This is a genomic window from Kutzneria sp. CA-103260 (assembly GCF_018263855.1).
GTDB lineage: Bacteria > Actinomycetota > Actinomycetes > Mycobacteriales > Pseudonocardiaceae > Kutzneria.
Genome location: NZ_CP073318.1, coordinates 7,662,428 through 7,681,520 on the forward strand (window position 1 = coordinate 7,662,428; position 19,093 = coordinate 7,681,520).

General features: G+C 71.6%; 19 protein-coding genes and 1 other RNA gene. 8 read left to right on the forward strand and 12 right to left on the reverse strand.

What is annotated here, in order from left to right; all coding sequences use genetic code 11:
- Window positions 1-4: 4 nt before the first annotated feature.
- Genes JJ691_RS33535 through JJ691_RS33560 form a run of 6 tightly spaced genes read right to left on the reverse strand, consistent with a single transcriptional unit; the run spans window position 5 to window position 7,202 of the window.
- Window positions 5-1,024 (reverse strand): C40 family peptidase, encoded by a 1,020-nt coding sequence (locus JJ691_RS33535; RefSeq protein ID WP_211763576.1) that lies wholly within the window; start codon window positions 1,022-1,024, stop codon window positions 5-7.
- 1 nt (window position 1,025) lies between these two features.
- Window positions 1,026-1,634, reverse strand: a complete 609-nt coding sequence (locus JJ691_RS33540) for a hypothetical protein (protein WP_211763577.1) — start codon at window positions 1,632-1,634, stop codon at window positions 1,026-1,028.
- A gap of 3 nt (window positions 1,635-1,637) precedes the next feature.
- Window positions 1,638-3,566, reverse strand: coding sequence for a hypothetical protein (locus JJ691_RS33545; protein ID WP_211763578.1), 1,929 nt, complete (start codon window positions 3,564-3,566; stop codon window positions 1,638-1,640).
- A complete protein-coding gene (locus JJ691_RS33550) occupies window positions 3,563-6,460 on the reverse strand; it encodes an ATP-binding protein (protein WP_211763579.1) in 2,898 nt (965 codons plus the stop codon). The genes JJ691_RS33545 and JJ691_RS33550 overlap by 4 nt, the downstream gene beginning before the upstream one ends.
- Complete coding sequence (locus tag JJ691_RS33555) at window positions 6,435-6,929, reverse strand: hypothetical protein (protein ID WP_211763580.1); 495 nt, start codon at window positions 6,927-6,929, stop codon at window positions 6,435-6,437. Before JJ691_RS33555 ends, JJ691_RS33550 begins: the two co-directional genes overlap by 26 nt.
- A gap of 6 nt (window positions 6,930-6,935) precedes the next feature.
- Window positions 6,936-7,202 carry a hypothetical protein gene (locus tag JJ691_RS33560; protein ID WP_211763581.1) on the reverse strand — a complete coding sequence of 89 codons (267 nt, stop codon included), beginning with the start codon at window positions 7,200-7,202 and terminating at the stop codon, window positions 6,936-6,938.
- A 387-nt stretch (window positions 7,203-7,589) separates the two neighbouring features.
- On the opposite strand from JJ691_RS33560, the gene JJ691_RS33565 reads away from it, so the two are divergent.
- Window positions 7,590-7,910 (forward strand): ParB family protein, encoded by a 321-nt coding sequence (locus JJ691_RS33565; protein WP_211763582.1) that lies wholly within the window; start codon window positions 7,590-7,592, stop codon window positions 7,908-7,910.
- Window positions 7,911-8,135: 225 nt separating this feature from the next.
- Here the strand turns inward: JJ691_RS33565 and rnpB are convergent.
- Window positions 8,136-8,532, reverse strand: an RNA gene (gene rnpB / locus JJ691_RS33570) — RNase P RNA component class A.
- 245 nt (window positions 8,533-8,777) lie between these two features.
- Between rnpB and sfnG the strand changes: the two genes are divergently transcribed.
- Both sfnG and ssuE read left to right on the forward strand, forming a co-directional pair.
- Complete coding sequence (gene sfnG / locus JJ691_RS33575) at window positions 8,778-9,911, forward strand: dimethylsulfone monooxygenase SfnG (protein WP_211763583.1); 1,134 nt, start codon at window positions 8,778-8,780, stop codon at window positions 9,909-9,911.
- A 68-nt stretch (window positions 9,912-9,979) separates the two neighbouring features.
- Window positions 9,980-10,525, forward strand: coding sequence for an NADPH-dependent FMN reductase (gene ssuE, locus JJ691_RS33580; protein WP_211763584.1), 546 nt, complete (start codon window positions 9,980-9,982; stop codon window positions 10,523-10,525).
- A 12-nt stretch (window positions 10,526-10,537) separates the two neighbouring features.
- Here ssuE and JJ691_RS33585 read toward each other — a convergent pair whose 3' ends face one another.
- From JJ691_RS33585 to cobC, 4 genes are read right to left on the reverse strand one after another with little or no spacing between them, the layout of a single operon-like run.
- Window positions 10,538-11,647: a bifunctional RNase H/acid phosphatase gene (locus tag JJ691_RS33585; protein ID WP_211763585.1), complete on the reverse strand. Its 1,110-nt coding sequence runs from the start codon at window positions 11,645-11,647 to the stop codon at window positions 10,538-10,540.
- A complete protein-coding gene (locus JJ691_RS33590; protein WP_211763586.1) occupies window positions 11,644-12,381 on the reverse strand; it encodes a zinc ribbon domain-containing protein in 738 nt (245 codons plus the stop codon). The genes JJ691_RS33585 and JJ691_RS33590 overlap by 4 nt, the downstream gene beginning before the upstream one ends.
- Window positions 12,378-13,229, reverse strand: a complete 852-nt coding sequence (locus JJ691_RS33595) for a Nif3-like dinuclear metal center hexameric protein (protein WP_211763587.1) — start codon at window positions 13,227-13,229, stop codon at window positions 12,378-12,380. Before JJ691_RS33595 ends, JJ691_RS33590 begins: the two co-directional genes overlap by 4 nt.
- Window positions 13,226-14,272, reverse strand: a complete 1,047-nt coding sequence (gene cobC / locus JJ691_RS33600) for an Rv2231c family pyridoxal phosphate-dependent protein CobC (protein WP_211763588.1) — start codon at window positions 14,270-14,272, stop codon at window positions 13,226-13,228. Before cobC ends, JJ691_RS33595 begins: the two co-directional genes overlap by 4 nt.
- A gap of 22 nt (window positions 14,273-14,294) precedes the next feature.
- Here cobC and JJ691_RS33605 point away from each other — a divergent pair, with 22 nt between their 5' ends.
- The 5 genes from JJ691_RS33605 to JJ691_RS33625 all read left to right on the forward strand — a co-directional run bounded on the left by JJ691_RS33605 (window position 14,295) and on the right by JJ691_RS33625 (window position 18,093).
- On the forward strand, window positions 14,295-14,750 hold the full coding sequence (locus JJ691_RS33605) for a low molecular weight protein-tyrosine-phosphatase (RefSeq protein WP_211763589.1): 456 nt from the start codon (window positions 14,295-14,297) through the stop codon (window positions 14,748-14,750).
- Window positions 14,729-15,574 (forward strand): fructosamine kinase family protein, encoded by an 846-nt coding sequence (locus JJ691_RS33610; protein ID WP_211763590.1) that lies wholly within the window; start codon window positions 14,729-14,731, stop codon window positions 15,572-15,574. Before JJ691_RS33605 ends, JJ691_RS33610 begins: the two co-directional genes overlap by 22 nt.
- Before the next feature lie 11 nt (window positions 15,575-15,585).
- Window positions 15,586-16,137 (forward strand): DUF1349 domain-containing protein, encoded by a 552-nt coding sequence (locus tag JJ691_RS33615; RefSeq protein ID WP_211763591.1) that lies wholly within the window; start codon window positions 15,586-15,588, stop codon window positions 16,135-16,137.
- A gap of 16 nt (window positions 16,138-16,153) precedes the next feature.
- Window positions 16,154-16,990 (forward strand): SURF1 family cytochrome oxidase biogenesis protein, encoded by an 837-nt coding sequence (locus JJ691_RS33620; protein ID WP_211763592.1) that lies wholly within the window; start codon window positions 16,154-16,156, stop codon window positions 16,988-16,990.
- A gap of 161 nt (window positions 16,991-17,151) precedes the next feature.
- A complete protein-coding gene (locus JJ691_RS33625) occupies window positions 17,152-18,093 on the forward strand; it encodes an alpha/beta hydrolase family protein (RefSeq protein ID WP_211763593.1) in 942 nt (313 codons plus the stop codon).
- A 6-nt stretch (window positions 18,094-18,099) separates the two neighbouring features.
- Here JJ691_RS33625 and JJ691_RS33630 read toward each other — a convergent pair whose 3' ends face one another.
- Window positions 18,100-19,053, reverse strand: coding sequence for a cobalamin biosynthesis protein (locus JJ691_RS33630; protein WP_211763594.1), 954 nt, complete (start codon window positions 19,051-19,053; stop codon window positions 18,100-18,102).
- Window positions 19,054-19,093: the final 40 nt, after the last annotated feature.

A 19,093-nucleotide genomic window follows, 5' to 3' on the forward strand; every position in this document is an offset into this window, starting at 1 on the left:
CCTGCTACACGCCCGGCCGTACGGCCTGGGGGACGACCTCAGCCTCGGTGAAGCTGAACGGCCGGATGTGGATCGGGATGCCGAAGTCCTGGGCCTCGATGATCTGGTGGTTGCCGAGGTACATGGCCACGTGGTGGATAGTGGCAGGGTTGCTCTTGTCTGTCGCGAGGAAGACCAGGTCGCCGGGCTGGGCCTGGTCGACCGGCAGCATCGCGCCGGCGTGGTACTGGTCGGCGGCGACCCGGGGCAGCTGGATCCCGGCGGTCAGGTAGGCCTGCTGCACCAGGCCGGAGCAGTCGTAGCCGACCGGGCCGTTGCCGCCCCAGATGTACGGCTTGCCCAGCTGCAGCTGGGCGTAGGCGATGGCCTTGGCCGCCGCCTGGTTGGCCGGCAGCACCATCGCCGCGGCCTGCACGGCCTGCCCGCAGCCGGACGGGTCGGCGACGTCGCCGACCGTCTTGATCAGGGCCGCGGCCATCGCCTCCCACTTGTCGTAGGCGTCCGGGAAGGCCGAGCGCTCCACCGTCTGGGCGGCGTCGCCGGGGCGCAGCTGCTGCCAGTTGGGGATCTTGGTCAGCACGTCGTAGAACTTGTTGATCGAGTAGTTCGGGTCCTCCAGCTGGGCCTCGGTGCCCCAGCCCATGGTGAACCGCATCTGGAAGATGCCGCGGGAGTCCGGGCCGGCGGCGTCGCCGTGGGTGACGTTGGTCAGGCTGGACTCCTGCATGCCGGCCTGGATGGCGATCTGCCAGGCCAGCGGCGGCAGCTGCCGGTCCTTGCCGATCTTGATGATCTGGGCCGCGATGCCCCGCTGGTCGACGCTGAGCTGCGACACCTTGCCCTCGCCGGCGGCGGCGTCGCCGGTGGCGTCGGCCCACGGCCCGATCGCCGCGTTGCAGCTGCCCATCCGGAACAGGCTCAGCGCCTGCTGCTGGGTGCTGACCACGGTGGTCACCGTCACGACGACCAGGACCAGGGCGCACACCAGGCCGAGCGCGACCCCGACGATGATCCAGATCCTCATGTCAGCCGGCCTTGTCGTACTTGGAGACCCGCCATCCCTGGTTCGGGGTGGTGATCACCGTGACCTGGATCGTGCCGCCGTCGGTGGGCACGTCGGCCAGCACCGAGCTGGTGGTCGAGTCCACCGACACGGCCGCCCCGGTGACCTTGCTGGCCGGCACGTTGGCCGGGTCCACGGTGGCCATCTGGGGCAGGAACTCGTCGGTCGTATACGGCTTGAGCTGGTCCAGCCACTGCTGGCTGGTGATGCCGGCCGGGTGCTTGGCCCACGCCGTCACCCACTTCAGCGCCACGTCGAGGGCCTGCGGGGCCGGCGGCGCGGGCGTCGGGCTGAGCAGCGGCGAGGTCAGCCGGGTGGCCGGCGTGGTCGTGGCGCCCGGCGCGGACTGGCCCGGCGAGCCGGTCGAGCCGTCGGCGTCGGAGCTGGTGCTGACGCCCGGCGTCTGCTCCGAGCTCTTGCTGGCCGGGGCCGGCGGGATGACCAGCGCCACCCCGATGCCGAGCGCGACGATGATGATCACGAACACGACCAGGTGCCGCGGCGAGCGCAGCGGCCAGCTCCACAGCTTGCGATACACCGCGGACCGGCCGCGGTTGGTGCGGATCGGCATCGGTTACCCCCTCTCGCCCCAGCCGTGCTGCGGTCCGTCGTTCTCGGCGACCTCGAGTCCCCGTGACGGGCGGTAGATCATGTGCACCGGCCGGCCGGCGATGACCTCGACCTCGGCCCGGCGCGGCTCGGTCTGCGGGCGCTGCCCGCTGACCACCTGCGACGGCACGATCACGGCGTCCTCGCCGCGTCGCTCCCAGCTCCGGTCCACGACCGGCGGGGTGTCGATGGTCCGTGACGACCCGGCCGACAGCGCCATCGGCCCGTTGAAGCCACCACCGCCCGCCGGCAAGGCGGACGCGCCGCCGACGCCCGACTGCAACGCCCGGGTGTTACCGGCGGTGAGCGCGTTGCCGTTGACGTCGAGCCGCTCCGCGGTGGCCAGCACGGCCTCGGGCCGGTACCGGCCGTTGCGCTGCGCGGCGGCGATCTCCGGCGGGAGGTGCTCGCCGTCGCGGACGTGGTCCCAGAATGCGTCCTGCGGGGTGGCTCCCCCGCCCCGGCGGCCCAGCATCCGCGACCACAGCCCGCCGCCGGCCAGGTTGGAGCCCATCGCGCCGACCGACAGCTGCACCATCTGCATCATCCGGCGGCCCGGCTTGCCGATCATGAAGAACGCCACCGTGACCAGCCCGGCCAGCAGGATCTGGGCCAGCAGCGGCAGGCCGTGGGCCGGGTCGAAGATCCAGGTCAGCACCAGGGTGTCCAGGCCGGCCAGGGCCGAGATGACCACCACGTTGAGCAGCGCCGCGCCGGCCGCCCGGCCGATCTTGTGCAGCAGCTCGGGGAAGATGATCGAGGCCAGGCCGATCAGCGGACCGGCCAGCACCACCATGCGCAACAACACCTGCGCCAGCAGAATGGCCGCCTTGGCCAGCAACTGGAACAGCGAGAAGGCCAGCGCCTGGAACAGCGCCAGGAAACCGTCGCCGATCCGGCTGCCGTCGGTGCCGTCGAAATAGCCGGTGGCATTGCCGAGCTTGCCTCGGATGTCGACGTACTGCTGCTTCTTGGCGGTGGTGTTGTTCGGGTCGGAGTCCTTGTTCTGGTTCTTCTCGTTGATGCTGAAGGCCTGGGCCGCGACCAGGTCCTTGCCGAACTGCTGGGCCTGCGGCGCGTCCGGGGACCCGAACTCGCCGCGCAGCCAGTTCCGGTACACCACGTTGTCGTGCAGCATCGTCGGCAGCGCGTTGGTGCTGTCGCCCAGGCCGACCTCGCTCAGGAAGCCGGCCTGGATCTCCGAGGTGCCGAAGATGAGGACCTTGTTCAGCACCTCGGTGTAGACCAGGGGGGTCAGATACGCGGCCGACGCCAGCCAGAGTCCGGCCAGCGCCCACATCGTTCGTTTGCTGATCGCGGCGAGATCACCGCGCCAGATCTGTCGGAACAGCAGAATTCCCAAACCCAGCGCCGCCAGACCCAGCAATGGCGCGAAAACGCCGTTGTACAACGCCTTCGTGCCGCTGGCCACCAGATTGTCCAGCGGCCCCACCAGCAGATTGCCGGTGATCACGTAGTGCAGGCCGTTGGTGGCCGCGACGATGACCTTGGAGACGTTGAACAGCTGGTTGCCGAACCAGGTGTCGATCTCCGAGTTGGAGCTGGTGATGGCGGTGATCGAGCCGCAGTTCGGGTCGTAGGTGTGCCAGGTCAGGCCGGCGTACCGGTAGTCGTAGTAGATGGAGCCGTTCTGGCCGTGCACACCGAGCTCGTTGGACGGGTCCAACGCCCCGACCAGACCCAGGTCGGGGCGCTCGGGGTTGGGGGCGCAGTCGGTCGGCGCGGCGAAGGCCGGCGCGCCGATGAGGGCCTGCATCGCCAGGATCGCCGCGACCACCAGCACCGCCCGGCCCCGTGGTCTGGCCCGGCGGAGCAGCCGCCACGCCAGGAGAACCAGCGTGGCGGCCGACAGGACGAGCAGGAAGGCGGTCATTCCCGCTGACCCCTCTGGTGCGGCGGCACCTGGACCAGGGTCTCCGGGTCCGACCGGGTCTGCGGCACGTCGGCCTCGTCGATCAGGCCGACCTCCAGCTCGGCGGCCAGGTCGTCGTCGTAGGAGTCGTAGCCGTGCTCGATCGACTCCGGCGGCAGCCCGCCGTCCAGCCCCTCGGGCGAGGGCACGGCCGGCAGCTCGGCGACCGCCCGGTTGGTCTCGCGCTGGGCGTCCGGCGTGGTGTCCATGGCCTTGCGCAGCGGGTCCAGGTGCGGCCCGGAGAAGTCGATCCGGATCCGCTCCACGCCGCCGGCGCCGTCGCCGAAGACGAACTGCCGGGGCGCGGTGTCCCGCTCGGTGCCGTTGCGGTGCGCGCCGGGCCGGCGGCCCAGGCTGGCGATGACCTGCTCGTACCCGGCCCCGACCGGCACCTTGAGCAGGCGCAGCGCGTCGGCCTGGGCCTCGTCGTCGTCGAGCCGGCCGACGAAGACCGAGTCGAGCAGCGCGACGAAGCCCTGGATCTTGAGGAAGTCGGCCGGGATCTGGCTGGACAGCATGACCCGGACGTTCCACTTCCGGGAGTCTCGGGCGAACCGGTTCATCAGCACGCGGCCGGTCGGCACCTCGGACAGGAAGAACGCCTCGTCGATCCAGACACCCTTGCGGGTGTCCTTGGGCCGCTCGTACACCGAGCGCTGGGTCAGCCACGCCGCCAGGTTGAGCATCTCCACGCCCAGCGCCTCGGCGTCGGTCCAGTGCTCACGGCCGATGCCGTCCTTGGGCAGGGTCAGCCCGGCCATGGTCAGCACGGTGAACCGGTCGTCGCGGACCTCGGCGTACGGGTCGGCCCCGGCCTCCGGGATCAGCAGCGACATGCGCTCGCGCATCTCGTCCAGGAAGTCGGCGACGACCACCGCGTGCTCGTGGTGCTCGCTGGCGTCCCGCCGCAGCGCGTCGAACACCAGGCCGGGGTGCGCGTCGGGGCGGCCGCCGACCATGCGGACGGCCCGCAGCAGCACGATCCGGGTCTGCGGCAGCCGGGCGACCTCGTAGGGCAGCAGGCCGGACAGCACGTCCAGCACCAGCCGTCGCCGGGTGGCCGCGGCCAGCGCCTTCTCCCGGCGCCAGGCCCGCTCCGGGTCCTCCTCGTCCAGGAAGTGCTCGATCTGCGGCTCGGCCACCACCCGGTACGGGTTGAGGATGCCGGGCTGTGCGTTGAGCAGGTTGATCGGACGCGCGTAGGGCTTGAGCTCCGGCAGCTCGCACAGCGCGGCCAGCGGGCCCGACGGGTCGAGCACCGTCCAGTACGCGCCGGACCGCAACGTCTTGTAGACGATGCCGCCGCCGAGGAACGACTTGCCGCCACCGAGGCCGGCGACCATCGCTGTCAGGCCGGACCCGTCGCGGACCTCCTGCGCCATCCACGGGTCCCACGCCACCGGGCGCCGGGTCGCGGTGCAGGTCTCGCCGAGCAGGATGCCCCGCCGGTCGCCGACCTCGGCGGTCGCGGTCGGCACCGAGGACGCCGCCCACACCACCGAGCCGCGCCGCATGTAGGCGGCCGAGGCCAGCGGCTCGCCCGGGATGAACTCCCGGGCCATCGCGTACTGGGCCTCGGGGTGCTCGATGGCGACCTTCGGCTTGTACAGCTCCAGCAGGTTCTGGGCCAGCCGCAGCGCCTCGCGCTGGCTGGTGCCCGACACCGCCAGCCGCCACCACGAGCGCACCCGGGTGCCCAGCGCGGTGAAGCCGGAGGTCATCTCGTCGTCGATCTCCAGCACCCGCCCGGCCTGCCGGACCAGTGACTGCGGCGGCTCCAGGTCGTGCTCGTCGGTGTAGTGCCGGACCTGCGAGCGCACCTTGTTCATCTGCCGTTGCAACTCGCCGCCGACCTCCTCGGGCCGGCGGACGTAGATGCGGGCCGACCACTCCACGGACGCGGGCAGGCGGTCGGCGCGTTGCACCCACGGGTCGTCGATCTCGGGGATCTGCAGGCCGTGCATGGGCCCCACGGTGAGCACGCAGACGTGCCGCCCGACGCCGGCGTTGGAGCCGGTGCGGCCGCGCACGGTGACGGTCGGCGAGTACGGCTCCTGGTAGAAGTCGGCCGCGTCGGTGAAGCTGGCCAGGTCCTCCGGCTCCCAGGTGTCGGTGGGCACCGCCGGCATGTTGCGCGGCGCCGGCAGGCCCAGCGAGCACGACCGGTGCATCAGCCAGGACATCTCGTCCGCGCTGACCGGACGGCCCTCCAGACCGGCCGAGCCGATCACCTGGTCGAGGTACTCGACCTCGCTGTCCAGGGCGACCAGCTCGGCGTCGACGGCGGCCGGGAAGACCCGGCGCAGCACCGGGGCGGCCCGCTCGACCGCCCGGTCGACCACGTTGCGGACCTGCACCTGGACGCCGAGGTAGACCTCCTTCTCGGCCATCGACCGGCCCATCAGCTGCTGCTGCTCGCCGATCATGTAGTCGTCGAAGGACAGCCCGCCGGGGGCGTCGGGCAGTCGGCTGACCGCGTTGTGCACGTGGGCCTCGGCCCACATCCGGATCGGGTACGGCCGGGTCGTCACGCGCAGGTGCATCCAGCGGCCCTGCAGCTCCGCGTACTGGCCGGCGATGGCCGCGATCAGGTCCTGGCGCTGCGAGTCGGACCGGAACGACCAGCGCTGCGGCGCGAGCCGGTACCAGGCGTAGACGTCCTGGCCGGTGCGCACCAGGTGGCCGTCGATGCTGCGGACCGCGATGCTCGGGGTGTAGCTCGGGATGGACTGCTCGCCGGGGAGCCGCCGCCCCCGTGTGCTGTACGCCGTCCTGTCGACCGGTAGCTCGGCTGCCGCATGTTGCGCCACGTGCCGCACCGAGCGGCTGTCACGGTCTCGCCGGCGTCCGAACACCGCGAACCTCCCTGGTACGACTGACTGCCTGCCGACGTGGTTGCTGTTGCGCGTGCCGGCCGGGTGAGTTCTGCGCCGGCGGCAGCTGCCGCCGGCCTGGCTTGGGTTGCGGCCGCTGGCCGTTGACCTTGATCCGGGTCGCGGTGACCGCGCCGCCGGTGCCGGTGCTGGTCTGGCGGGGCGAGGTCAGTTCCCGCAGCCACATGGTCACCACCGCGCCCAGCGGGCGCTCGTGGCTGATCCGCGAGCCGATCAGTCGGGTGATCGCGATCGTGATCACCAGCGCCCACGCGACGCTGAAGAACCCGAAGCTGATCCCGATCCGCCGCTCGACGGTGAGGGTGAGGAAGAACACGGCGAGGCCGATGCCCCAGGACACGTAGCGGGCACGCCACGGGAACGTCGCCTTGGGCGGGCCGAGCCAGACGGCGTCGACCCGGTAGACCTCGTCGTCAGTGCGGATCCGCACGCCCGCTCACCCGGTGAACAGGCCGGCGAGCCACTTGCCGATGTCGACGCCCGCTCCTGTGATCGCGATGCCGATGATCGCCAGCGCCACGATGACGCCGCCGATGCGGCGCATGACGCCCGCGTTGTCGCCCTTGCCGCCGCCCAGCCAGAGCAGCAGCAGCGCCACCGCGAGCAACAGCAGCGGCACCAGGTTGCCGGTGATCCAGGCCTGGATGTTGTTGGTCTTGAGGGGGGTGTCGGCCACGACGGTGATGAGGCTGCTGGCGGTCATGTCCTACTCCGGAGTGCGTGGAGCGTTACTTGCCGGGGGGCGCCCCCGGTCGGCGCTGGCGAGTACAGCACGAGTGGCGTCGTCGGGTGTAGGGGTCGTCAGCGCCCTGGGTTGATCCAAAACGTTCCCCTCGACCGCGTATTACGTCTAATCTGGCTCCACCCATCATCGGTGGCGAGGGCCGGATGGAGAACACGTGACACGGAATTCTCCCGCTTGCCGGAACAGTTCACCCGCTTGCGACAAAGGTCATCACACAGTGTGTCTCGACTACCGTAACACCGTCACGGACCTGACCTGTTCGGCTGACGTTCCTCCCGATGCGGCCCGCACGCCGCTCGACTTCGGTGACGGACGGCTCACCCCTCCTCAAGCAGGGATGTTCGCATGGCCCACCAACCCGAGCTAGACCTGAGCGAGGACGCCCCGCTGCACGGCGGACAGGCTACCGGCCGGGGGCGGGTGAGCGGCCGCCGGGTCCAGCGCACCGTGAACTTCGACCAGGAGGTCCTGGACCGCGCCCGGGCCGCCGCCGCCCACCTGGCCACGCACACTCCGGAGGCCGGCGTCCGCAGCCTCGCCGACATCGTCAACCCGGCCGTGGCCGATCGGGTCGCCGAGCTGGAGGAGCGCTTCAACTCGGGCCAACCGTTCGATCCGGTCATGCGCCTCCCCGTCGGCCGCCCCAGAGACTGGCCCGAAGCCTGAAGTACGCCCACACCGGTAAGTAGCCCTACTGATTAGTAGGTTGCTCGGGCCCCCGACAGAGGAGTCGGCCCGGCCCCGCCGGTGCTTCGCCCGGTTGGCGGATTTCGCCCGCCGCCACCCGACGCGCCCCACCGCCCAACTGGATGCGGCGGGCGAAATCCGGCAAGGGCGAGGCACCGGCCCCAAAGGGGCCGGGCCCGCCCCGCCGGAGGCGGGGCCATGTAACGAACGAGTCGGCTTGTAAGCCGGATCCTGTACCCGGTCAGACCGGGCAGCGGCCATCCATCTCGGCCTGCCGTTGCCGGCAGGCTCCAGCGGCCTACCCGCAGGCATCGGGCGGGCCGCCCTCGATCGCCTGCGCAGGCGCCGCACGCGGCGCCCTCTTGGCCTTGCTCCGGGTGGGGTTTACCTAGCCACCCCGGTCACCCGGGGTGCTGGTGGTCTCTTACACCACCGTTTCACCCTTACCCGGCCGCTCGTGAGCGCCCGGGCGGTCTGTTTTCTGTGGCACTGTCCCGCGGGTCGCCCCGGGTTGCCGTTAGCAACCACCCTGCCCTGTGGAGTCCGGACTTTCCTCGGCGGCGGACACCAGGCCCGCCGACGCGGCCGCCCCGCCGACTCGTCCGCGTGGGCCAGCCTAGTACGCGGGTGTCCCAGGGGCTGGAATGGGTTCGCGGACGCGTTGACCCCTTTTGGACCCCGTGCTCTACTCGCTGCATGGTCGCGGTTTGCCGACTCACTCGTCGCCGTCACGTGGATTTCGTCCGCGTCGCGGCCAGCGGCTGTCGAACCTGGTAGATCCTCCTCAATTCCCCCGTGACCCCGCGCGGGTTTCTTCTGTGTACGACACAAATTTCTGGAGAAGCCTTGTCCGAACACGCCGGATACGAGCCCGTGAAATTCGCCTACTGGGTGCCGAACGTCAGCGGCGGACTGGTCGTCAGCAAGATCGAGCAGCGCACCGACTGGGGCTACGACTACAACCGCAAACTGGCGGTGCTGGCTGAGAACAACGGCTTCGAGTACGCGCTGAGCCAGGTCCGCTACATCGCCAGCTACGGCGCGGCCTACCAGCACGAGTCGACCAGCTTCAGCCTGGCCCTGCTGCTGGCCACCGAGCGGCTGAAGGTGATCGCGGCGGTGCACCCGGGGCTGTGGCAGCCCGGTGTGCTGGCGAAACTGCTGGCCACGGCCGACCACCTGTCCGGCGGGCGGGCCGCGGTGAACGTGGTCAGCGGTTGGTTCAAGGACGAGTTCACCAAGCTCGGGGAGCCCTGGCTGGAGCACGACGAGCGTTATCGGCGCTCGGAGGAGTTCATCCGGGTGCTGCGGGAGATCTGGACCTCCGAGCACGCCGAGTTCAGCGGCGACTTCTACCGGCTGCACGACTTCGACCTGAAGCCGAAACCGCTCGCGAGCGAGGGCCGGCCGCATCCGGAGATCTTCCAGGGCGGCAACTCCACGGCCGCCCGCGCGATGGCCGGCCGGGTGTCCGACTGGTATTTCAGCAACGGCAAGGACTTCGACGGGATCAGCGAGCAGATCGCCGAGGTCAACGCGACCGCCGCGCAGCACGATCGCCGGGTCCGATTCGGCCTGAACGGCTTCCTCATCGCCCGCGACACCGCGGCCGAGGCCAAGGAAGTGCTGCGGGAAATCGTGGCCAAGGCCGATGTCGAGGCGGTCGAGGGATTCGGCTCGGCGGTGAGGCAAGCCGGCCAGTCGACCGGGAACAAGACCGGCATGTGGCAGGACTCCTCGTTCGAGGACCTGGTCCAGTACAACGACGGCTTCCGCACCCGGCTGATCGGCACGCCCGAGCAGGTGGCCACCCGGATCGTGGAGTACCGGCGCCGCGGCGTCGACCTGATGCTGCTCGGCTTCCTGCACTACCTGGAGGACGTCGAGTACTTCGGCAGCAAGGTGCTGCCGATCGTCCGCGAGCTGGAGGCGGACCTGGACAAGACGGCGGCGACGCCCGAACCGGTGCACGCGAGCTGACCCGATCCACTCCCCTGCCCCGGTGCGGTAGCTGCCGCTGGCGCACCGGGGCGCCCCTGGAGGTCGCCATGTCGACAGTGCTCTTGCTCTCCGGCAGCCCATCGCCGGACTCCCGAACCGGCGTGCTGCTGGCGCACACCGACTCCTGGCTGGTCGCGCGCGGGCACGAGGTGCAGACGCTGCACGTGCGCGACCTGCCGACGTCCGCGCTGCTGGTGTCCAACACCGAGCATCCGGCGATCCGGGCCGCGGTCAGCATGCTGCACCGGGCCGACGGCGTCATCGTCGCCAGCCCGGTCTACCGCGCCGCCTACAGCGGCCTGGTCAAGGCGTTCCTGGACCTGCTCACCGACAACGCGCTGGCCCGCAAGGTCGTGCTGCCGCTGGCCACCGGCGGCACCCAGGGTCACCTGGTGGCCATCGACTACGCCCTGCGGCCGCTGCTCACGTCGATGGGCGCCGACCGGCTCGTGCCCGGCTGCTTCGTGCTGGACCGGCTGATCCAGTACGGCGAGGAGGGCGGCGCGATCGCCCCCGACGCGCGGGCGGCCGTGGACAACGCGCTCGAAGGCTTCGACGAGGCGCTGGGCACGCAGCTCGCCGTCGCCTCCTAGCCCAGGTGGCCGCTAGCCCAGGTGGGAGGTGTCGTTGACCAGCCGGACCGAGGCGTTGCCGTCGGGGTAGAACTCGGCGATCGACAGCGACGCGGTGTCCAGGTGCAGCCGGTAGAGCAGTGACGGGCCGGCGTCCAGCGCCATCCGCAGCAGGCTCTTGATCGGCGTCACGTGGCTGACCACGACGATCGTGCTGCCGCCGTACTTGCTGATCAGGTCGTCACGGCCGCGGCGCACCCGACGGTGCACGACGTCGAAGCTCTCGCCGCCGGGCGGGGCCACCGAGGTGTCGGACAGCCAGCTCCGGTGCAGCTCGGGATCGCGCTCGGCGGCCTCGCGGAAGGTCAGCCCCTCCCAGTCGCCGAAGTCGGCCTCGATCAGGCCGTCGTGGGTGGTGAGCTCGACGCCGACCGCGGCGGCCACCGCCTGGCCGGTCTGCCTGGTCCGGGTCAGCGGCGACGCGACGACGGCCGCGATGTCCGCCACCTTGGCCAGCCGGGCGGCCGCGGCGGCGGCCTGCTGCTCGCCGAGCTCGCTGAGGGAGATCTCGCCGCGGCCCGAGTACCGGCGCTCGACGGTCAGCGGCGTCTGGCCGTGGCGCAGGAGCAGGAACCGGGTCGGCGTGCCCTGAGCCCCGGTCCAACCAGGGGCAACGGACTTGGCCGCGCTGGTCGAAGCGGCGCTGGTCGAGGCCGGCTTGGCCGCGGGACGCTCAATGCCGGCCTGCTCGTCCATCGCCTCGTTGGCCAGCCGGTCCGCGTGCTTGTTGCGCTCGCGCGGGATCCACTCGTAGGTGATCCGGGCGAAGCCGGCGGCCAGCTGCTTGGCCTCGGCGTTGAGCGGCTGCATGGCCGGGTGCTTGACCTGCCAGCGGCCGGACATCTGCTCGATGACCAGCTTGGAGTCCATCCGCACGGCCACGGTGTCGGCGCCGAGGTCGCGAGCGGCGGCGAGGCCGGCGATCAGGCCCTTGTACTCGGCCACGTTGTTGGTGGTGTGGCCGACACCTTCCTTGCGCTCGGCCAGCACGTCGCCGGTGTCGGCGTCGAACACCACGGCGCCGTAGCCGGCGGGACCGGGATTGCCCCGGGACCCGCCGTCGGCCTCGACGGTGACCCTCACAGACCGGACTCCGAGGTACGCACGAGGATCGCGCCGCACTCGTCGCAGGTCACGACGTCGTCCGCGGCGGCGGACTGGATCTTCGACATGGTGGTGCGGTCGATCTCGATCCGGCACGCGCCGCAGCGGCGGCCGCGCAGCAGGCCGGCGCCGATGCCGCGCTGGGCCCGCACCCGCTCGTACAGGCCGAGCAGGTCGGCCGGGAACTGCTTGACCATGATCTCGCGCTCGGCGACGCGCTTGGCCTCGGTGCTGTCCAGGTCGGCAAGCGCGCTGTCGCGGCGGCCCTGGGCGTCGGACAGGGCGGCCTGGGCCTTCTCCAACTCGACGCGGGCGTGGTTGGTGTCGCCCTCGACGGCCTCGCGCCGCTCCATCAGCTCCAGCAGGTCGTCCTCCAGCACGCCCTGGCGGCGCTGCAGCGTGGCCAGCTCGTGCTCCAGGTCGGCGAGCTGCTTGGCACCGACGTTGCCGTCGGCCATCAGCTTGCGGTCCCGGTCCTCGCGGGCCCGGACCTGCTCGATCTCGGTCTCCTGGCGGCGCGCCTCGCGGTCCAGGTCGCCCAGCGAGGTCTCGACGGCGACCAGCGCGTCCCGCTTGGCCTGCACGGTCTGCTCGGAAGCGGTGATCTCGGCCAGCTCCGGCAGCGTGCGCCGCCGGTGGTTCACCCGGCTCAGCTCGGCGTCGACCTCGGCGAGGTCGAGCAGCCTGCGCTGGACAGCGGCGTCAGCTTTCACTGGGTGCCCCCTTGAGCATCATGCCGGTCGGTGCTCCGCGCGTGCAGAGTCCACGGATCGGTCCGGCGGGTGGAGACGAAGGTGTCGACGGTACCCGTCAGCGCGGCGGACACGACGTCCGCCGCCTGCTGGCACCAGGGCCATTCGCTGGCCCAGTGGGCGACGTCGACCAGTGCGGGCTGGTCAGCGCCGTGTTCGAGGTGCTCGCCGGCCGGGTGGTGACGCAGGTCGGCGGTGACGTAGGCGTCGACACCGGCCCGGGTGGCGTGGCGGAGACAGGAGTCGCCGGCGCCGCCGGAGACGGCGACGGTGCGGATCATCCGGTCGGGGTCGCCGGCCGCGCGCACGCCCCACTCGGTGGGCGGGAGCGCGTCGGCGACTCGTTGCACGAACGCCGAGAACGGCTCGGCGGCCGGCAGCGTGCCGATCCGGCCGATGCCGGTGCGGCTGCCGGGCTCGTGCGGGTCGAGCGGCCGGTCGACGGTGAGGCCGAGCGCTTCGGCGAGCGCGTCGGAGACGCCGGGATCGGCGGAGTCCGCGTTGGTGTGCGCGCAGAACAGCGCGATGCCGGCTCGGATGAGCCGGTGCACGGTCCGGCCCTTGGTGTCGTTCGCCGGCACGCCGTGCACACCTCGCAGCAGCAGCGGGTGGTGGGCGACGATCATCTGCGCGCCGATTTCCAGCGCCTGCTCGACCGTCGCCTCGACGACGTCAACGCAGAACAGCACGCGTTCCACCGGCTCGGCCGGATCACCGCAGACCAGGCCGACGGCGTCCCACGACTCGGCGAACTCCGGCGGGTAGGCACGTTCCAACGCGGCAACCACGTCACCGACGGTTGCGGTCATCCCAGCACCTCACGCAAGGCAGTCAACAGGGGTTCGGACTGTTCGGGCGAGCGGACGGCGACCCGGATGTGGTCGGCGTCCAGCCCGGGGAAGGTGTCGCCGCGTCGGACCGCGATGCCGCGTTCCCGCAACGCGAGCCGCACCCGTGAGCCGTCTTTGACGGCCAGCAACAGGAACGGCGCGGACGCAGGCTCGTTGACGTGCACGCCAGGCAACTCCGCGAGCGCCCGGATCAGCTCGGCCCGCTGCGTCTCAAACTCGACGGCCGCGCGTTCGGCCTCGGCGACCGCGAACGGCTCACTGCACGCGCGGAACGCCTCAAGGGTAAGCGTGCCGACCGGCCACTGCGGGCGGTGCGCCGCGAGCCGCGCGAGCAGATCCGGCGCGCCGAGCACGTAACCGGCGCGCAGGCCGGGCAGCGCCCACATCTTGGTCAGGCTGCGGAACACGAGCAGGCCGTCGGCCTCGCTGCCGGCGAGCGATTCGCGTTCACCGGGCACGGCGTCGATGAACGCCTCGTCGACAACCACTGTGCGGCCCGGGCGAGCCAGCGCCAGGAGCTCGGCAGCGGGGTGCAACACCGAGGTCGGATTGGTCGGGTTCCCGATGACCACCAGGTCGGCGTTCTCCGGCACGAGCTCGGAGCGCAGCTGGTAGCCGTCCTCGGGCGACAGCTGCACGCGGTGCACCGGGACGCCGGCATCGGTGAGCGCCACCTCGGGCTCCGTGAACGACGGGTGCACCACCGCCGCCAGCCGGGGGCGCAGCCGCGGCAGCAGCGCGAATCCCTCGGCCGAGCCGTTCAGCAACAACACCCGATCGTGGGACACGCCGTGACGGTCGGCGACGGCCTGCGTGGCGGAGGCGTGGTCAGCGGCGGACGGATAGCTGCCGAGGCGGTCGAGCGCGGCGGCGAGCCGCTCACGGAGCCAGCCGGGCGGACGGGTCAGCCGCACGTTGACGGCGTAGTCGACCAGACCAGGCTCGGCGTCGACGTCCCCGTGGTGGCGCAGGAGCGCACGCGAGATCGATTGGCCGGTCATCGCGTGGAAGTCTAAGGGTGTGATGGTCAGCTTCATCTGCACCGGCAACATCTGCCGGTCCCCCATGGCCGAGCTGGTCTTCCGCGAGCATCTACGGGAGGCCGGGCTGGCCGACGTCGTCGACGTCAACAGCGCCGGGACCGGCCCGTGGCACGTGGGCGAGCCGGCCGACGAGCGGGCCCGGCGGACGCTAGCCCGGCACGGCTACCCGACCGACCACGTCGCCGCCCAGGTCGACGACCGGCACCTCGGCGCGGACCTGCTGGTCGCGCTGGACAGCGGGCACGCGCGGGCGCTGCGCCGCATCGCCGACGACCCGGAGCGGGTGCGGCTGCTGCGGTCGTTCGACCCGGACGCCGGCCACGACCTCGACGTGCCGGATCCGTACTACGGCGGGCCGGAGGGATTCGACGAGGTGCTGGCCATGGTCGAGGCCGCGTCGCCCGGGTTGCTGGCATGGGTTCGCGACAACCTGTGACCGACGCCGTGGCGGAGATCACCGGCCTGGAGCCGGTCTCCGTGCACGGACTGTCGTCGTCGGTGTGGGAGGTCGAGCTGGCCGACGGCGATCTCGTCGTCGCGAAGCAGACGGATGGCGCCGCCGCCGAGGCCGCCGGCCTGGCCTGGCTGGCCGAGTCGGGGACGGTGCCGGTGCCGGGCGTGCGCGGGCATGACGACCGCTGGCTCGTGATCGAGCAGATCGAGCCCGGCGCCTCCTCGCCGGCCGCCGCCGAGCGGTTCGGACGCCAGCTCGCGGCATTGCACGCGTCAGGCGCAAACGCTTTCGGGGAGGCCCCACCTGGGGCTCCGGCCGACGGCTGGATCGGGCTGGCGGCCATGGACTACGCCGCCGAACCGAACTGGCCGCGCTGGTACGCGGAGCACCGGATCGCTCCGTACCTGGCCCGGGCCGCCGCCCTGACCAGCGCCGAGAAGACCGTCTTCGAGCAGGTCTGCGACCGCATCGAGGAGCTGGCCGGGCCGGAGGAGCCGCCGGCCCGGCTGCATGGGGACCTGTGGAGCGGCAACGTGCACTGGGCGGCCGACGGCCGAGTGTGGCTGATCGACCCGGCCGCCCACGGCGGGCACCGCGAGACCGACCTGGCCATGCTCCACCTGTTCGGGTGTCCGCACCTCGACCGGGTACTTCTCGGCTACGTCTCGCAGTCGCCACCGGCCGCCGGCTGGCAGCGCCGGATCCCGCTGCACCAACTCTTTCCGCTCCTTGTGCACGTCGAACTGTTCGGCCGAACGTATGCACATCAGGCCGTGACGGCTGCGCGGCGAGCCCTCGAACTGTGAGGATCGACGGCATGATCGACGTGACCGGCTGGCAGTGGCTGAACGAACCGAAGTCGTGGTCGGCGGGCGACGCGCTGACCGTGCGCACCGACCCGGACACCGACTTCTGGCGTGTCACGCACTACGGATTCATCCGCGACACCGGGCACGTGCTGGCCCGCGAGGTGAGCGGCGACTTCCGGCTGCGGACCCGGTTCGCCGGGGCCTACACGCACCAGTACGACCAGGCCGGCGCGATGCTGCGGATCGACGCCGAGAACTGGATCAAGACCGGCGTCGAGTACGTGGACGGCCAGCAGCAGGCCAGCGTCGTGGTGACCCGAGGCCTGTCGGACTGGTCGGTCACTCCGATCGAAGCCGCCGATCAGGTCTCGATCGAGATCGAGCGATCGGGTGACGCCGTGACCGTGCGCTACGGCGTGGACGGCGACGAGCCGACCACCATGCTGCGGCTGGCCTACTACCCGCCGGCGGCGCCGACGCTGGCCGGGGTGATGTGCGCCTCTCCGGACGGTCCGGGCTACTCCGTCGCCTTCGACCGGTTGGAGCTCACGACCGGGTGAGGCATACCGTGGGGTGGTGCGGTTCCGGTTCCTGCTGCAGCCCAACTGGCTGGTGCTCACGCTGGTGGTGTTCGTGTTCGCCGCCGCGTGCTACACGATCCTGGCTCCGTGGCAGTTCAGCCGCAACGCCGACCAGCAGGCCCAGAACGCCGCGCTGACCGCCTCTTTCACCAGCAAGCCGGTGCCGGTCGGGCAGCTCGTGCCGGCCGGCGCCGAGCCGTCCAGCCGGGCAGTGTGGCGGCTGGTCACCATGACTGGCTCGTACGAGCCGGCCGGCGAGGCCATGGCCCGGCTGCGCACCGTGCAGGGCGAGCCCGCGTTCGAGATCGTCACGCCGTTCAAGCTCATCGACGGCCGCACCGTGCTGGTCGACCGCGGCTACGAGCCGCCCCAGGCCGGCAAGTCGGTGCCGACCTACGTCGCGCCGCCCACCGGGCAGGTCACCATCACCGCCCGGGCCCAGGCCGACGAGCCGGCCGACAAGCGCCCCAGCTTCCTGGACACCGGCAAGCGGCAGATCTACTCGATCAACTCCGGCACCGTCGCCCAGGCCACCGGCGTGCGGCTGGACCCCGGCTACTACCAGCTCAGCGACAACCAGCCCGGCATGGTCAAGGGCGGCGGCGCCATCCCGCTGCCGCAGCTGGACGACGGGCCGTACTTCTCCTACGCGCTCCAGTGGATCATCTTCGGCACCATGGCCCTGTTCGGCTGGGGCTACTTCAGCTGGCGCGAGGCCCGGCCCGGTGGCGCGCTGGACAACTCGGCCAAGCCCAAGCGCAAGTCGGTGGCCGAGATCCTGGCCGAGGACGAGGCCCGCGAACGTGCAGAGGCGGCGGCCGCGCGCGGTTAGCCCGCCTGCGCCAGGAACGTGACGCCCCAGCCCTGACCTCGGTCGGACAGCACACAGCGACAAAGCCGGAACAGCGCTCCACTTGATAACCGGAACGTCGTTCCGTAAATTAAGCGGAGCAACGTTCCGATTGCTGGTCCGCTCGAAGGGGACGACTCACCATGGCCAACGCCACCACCCCGGTCCTGTCCTACAACCCCGTGACACTGCCCGTGCCCGGACGCCCGGTGGACCTCTCGCTACGGGTGACCGCGCCCGAGACCGGCGGCGACCTGCCGGTCATCCTGCTTTCCCACGGTCACGGCTTCGCCCTCAACCTCGCCTCGCAGGACGGCTACGCGCCGATCGCCGCGCGCTGGGCGGCCGCCGGGTTCGTGGTCGTCCAGCCCACGCACCTCAGCTCCCGACGGCACAGCCATCTGTGGGAATCCGCCCCCGGCGCGCCGCTGTTCTGGCGCTCACGCGCCGAGGACATGATCCACATCCTGGACCGGCTCGACGAGATCGAGAAGACGGTGCCGCTGCTCGCCGGTCGGATCAACCACGACCACATCGCGGTCGCCGGGCATTCCATGGGCGGCTTCACGGCCGAGATCCTGCTGGGCGCGGGGGTCACCGACCCCGAGACCGGGGAGCGGGTGAGCTACCTGGAGCCGCGGATCAAGCAGGGTGTGGTGCTCGCCGGCACCGGCCGGGGCGACGTCCTCAACGGGCCGATGGCCGACCAGGTGCCGTTCGTCCGCACCGTCGACTTCTCCACCATGGTCCAGCCCGCGCTGGTGGTCGCCGGCGACCAGGACGACCCCAAGCACTTCACCGACATGGGTCCGAGCTGGCACTACGACCCGTACCACCTCGCCCCCGGCGCCAAGACCCTGCTCACCGTCTTCGGCGGCGGGCACCTGCTCGGCGGGATCCAGGGCTACGACTCGGCCGAGACCGCGCAACTCGAGGCCGAGAAGCCCGAGCAGGTCGCCGCGGTCGCCGAGCTCACGGCGTCCTACCTGCGGACGCAGTTCCACCCCGGCGACAACGCCTGGCAACGGGCGCAGGACGCGCTGACCACCGGCCCGGACGCGGTCGGCGCCGTCGAGTCCAAGTAGCCGCACTCAGCCCCGACGACGGCGGCGGAGGCCGATGGCCAGGGCGAGCACCGCCGAGACCGCGGCCGAGGCGAAGCCGACGACGCGGGAGAGCTCCACGGCCCGGGTGACGTGGCCGGCGTCGGGACTGCGGCCGTGGCCGAGCACCGGGCGCTCCTCGGTGCCGTGCGAGTACACGGTCCGGCCGCCGAGGCGGATCTCCAGTGCGCCGGCGAAGGCGGCTTCGACCTGGCCGGCGTTGGGGCTCGGGTGCGCCGACGCGTCGCGCCGCCAGGTCTGCCACGCGCTTCGCCACGAGCCGCCGACGACCGGGGCGGACGCCGAGGTGAGCACGGCGGCGAGCCGCGACGGGACGAGATTGGCCAGGTCGTCGAGCCGGGCGGCGGCCCAGCCGAACTTGGCGTAGCGGGGCGAGCGGTGGCCGACCATCGCGTCCAGCGTGTTGGCGGCGCGGTAGCCGAGCAGGCCGGGCACGCCGGCGACCGCGCCCCAGAACAGCGGGGCGACGACGGCGTCGGACGTGTTCTCGGCCACTGACTCGACGGTGGCCCGGGCGAGCCCTGCGGCGTCGAGGCTCGACGGTTCGCGTCCGCAAAGGTTTGGCAGGCGTTCCCGGGCGGCGTCGATGTCGCTGGCGTCCAGGGAGCGGCCCATGGCGGTGCCCTCGGCGGCCAGCGACGCGCCACCGAGCACGGCCCAGGTGGCCAGCGCGGTGGTGGCGATCTGCACCAGCGGCCGACGCCGCCCGATCCGCTCGATGGCCACGCCCGCGGCCACGGCACCCCCGGTGAGCAGGGCACTGTGCACGATCCCGGGCACCTTGTGGTCCCGATAGACGGCCCGTTCCAGCGCGGCGGCGGTGGTGCCGAACGCGGCCACGGGGTGCCACTGCCGCGGATCCCCGAACACCGCGTCGGCCGCCGTGCCGAGCAGCAGGCCGACCGCTCTCGCCGCGTTCACTCCCCAGACCCCCGTCATTCCCCGTCGCCAGATCCTAGAC

What these genes read in the sequence shown, in the direction of transcription:
- JJ691_RS33535 (WP_211763576.1), bottom strand. Translation starts at nt 1,024, where the DNA reads ATGAGGATCTGGATCATCGTCGGGGTCGCGCTCGGCCTGGTGTGCGCC.
- JJ691_RS33540 (WP_211763577.1), bottom strand. Translation starts at nt 1,634, where the DNA reads ATGCCGATCCGCACCAACCGCGGCCGGTCCGCGGTGTATCGCAAGCTG.
- JJ691_RS33545 (WP_211763578.1), bottom strand. Translation starts at nt 3,566, where the DNA reads ATGACCGCCTTCCTGCTCGTCCTGTCGGCCGCCACGCTGGTTCTCCTG.
- JJ691_RS33560 (WP_211763581.1), bottom strand. Translation starts at nt 7,202, where the DNA reads ATGACCGCCAGCAGCCTCATCACCGTCGTGGCCGACACCCCCCTCAAG.
- JJ691_RS33565 (WP_211763582.1), top strand. Translation starts at nt 7,590, where the DNA reads ATGGCCCACCAACCCGAGCTAGACCTGAGCGAGGACGCCCCGCTGCAC.
- ssuE (WP_211763584.1), top strand. Translation starts at nt 9,980, where the DNA reads ATGTCGACAGTGCTCTTGCTCTCCGGCAGCCCATCGCCGGACTCCCGA.
- JJ691_RS33595 (WP_211763587.1), bottom strand. Translation starts at nt 13,229, where the DNA reads ATGACCGCAACCGTCGGTGACGTGGTTGCCGCGTTGGAACGTGCCTAC.
- cobC (WP_211763588.1), bottom strand. Translation starts at nt 14,272, where the DNA reads ATGACCGGCCAATCGATCTCGCGTGCGCTCCTGCGCCACCACGGGGAC.
- JJ691_RS33605 (WP_211763589.1), top strand. Translation starts at nt 14,295, where the DNA reads ATGGTCAGCTTCATCTGCACCGGCAACATCTGCCGGTCCCCCATGGCC.
- JJ691_RS33610 (WP_211763590.1), top strand. Translation starts at nt 14,729, where the DNA reads ATGGGTTCGCGACAACCTGTGACCGACGCCGTGGCGGAGATCACCGGC.
- JJ691_RS33615 (WP_211763591.1), top strand. Translation starts at nt 15,586, where the DNA reads ATGATCGACGTGACCGGCTGGCAGTGGCTGAACGAACCGAAGTCGTGG.
- JJ691_RS33625 (WP_211763593.1), top strand. Translation starts at nt 17,152, where the DNA reads ATGGCCAACGCCACCACCCCGGTCCTGTCCTACAACCCCGTGACACTG.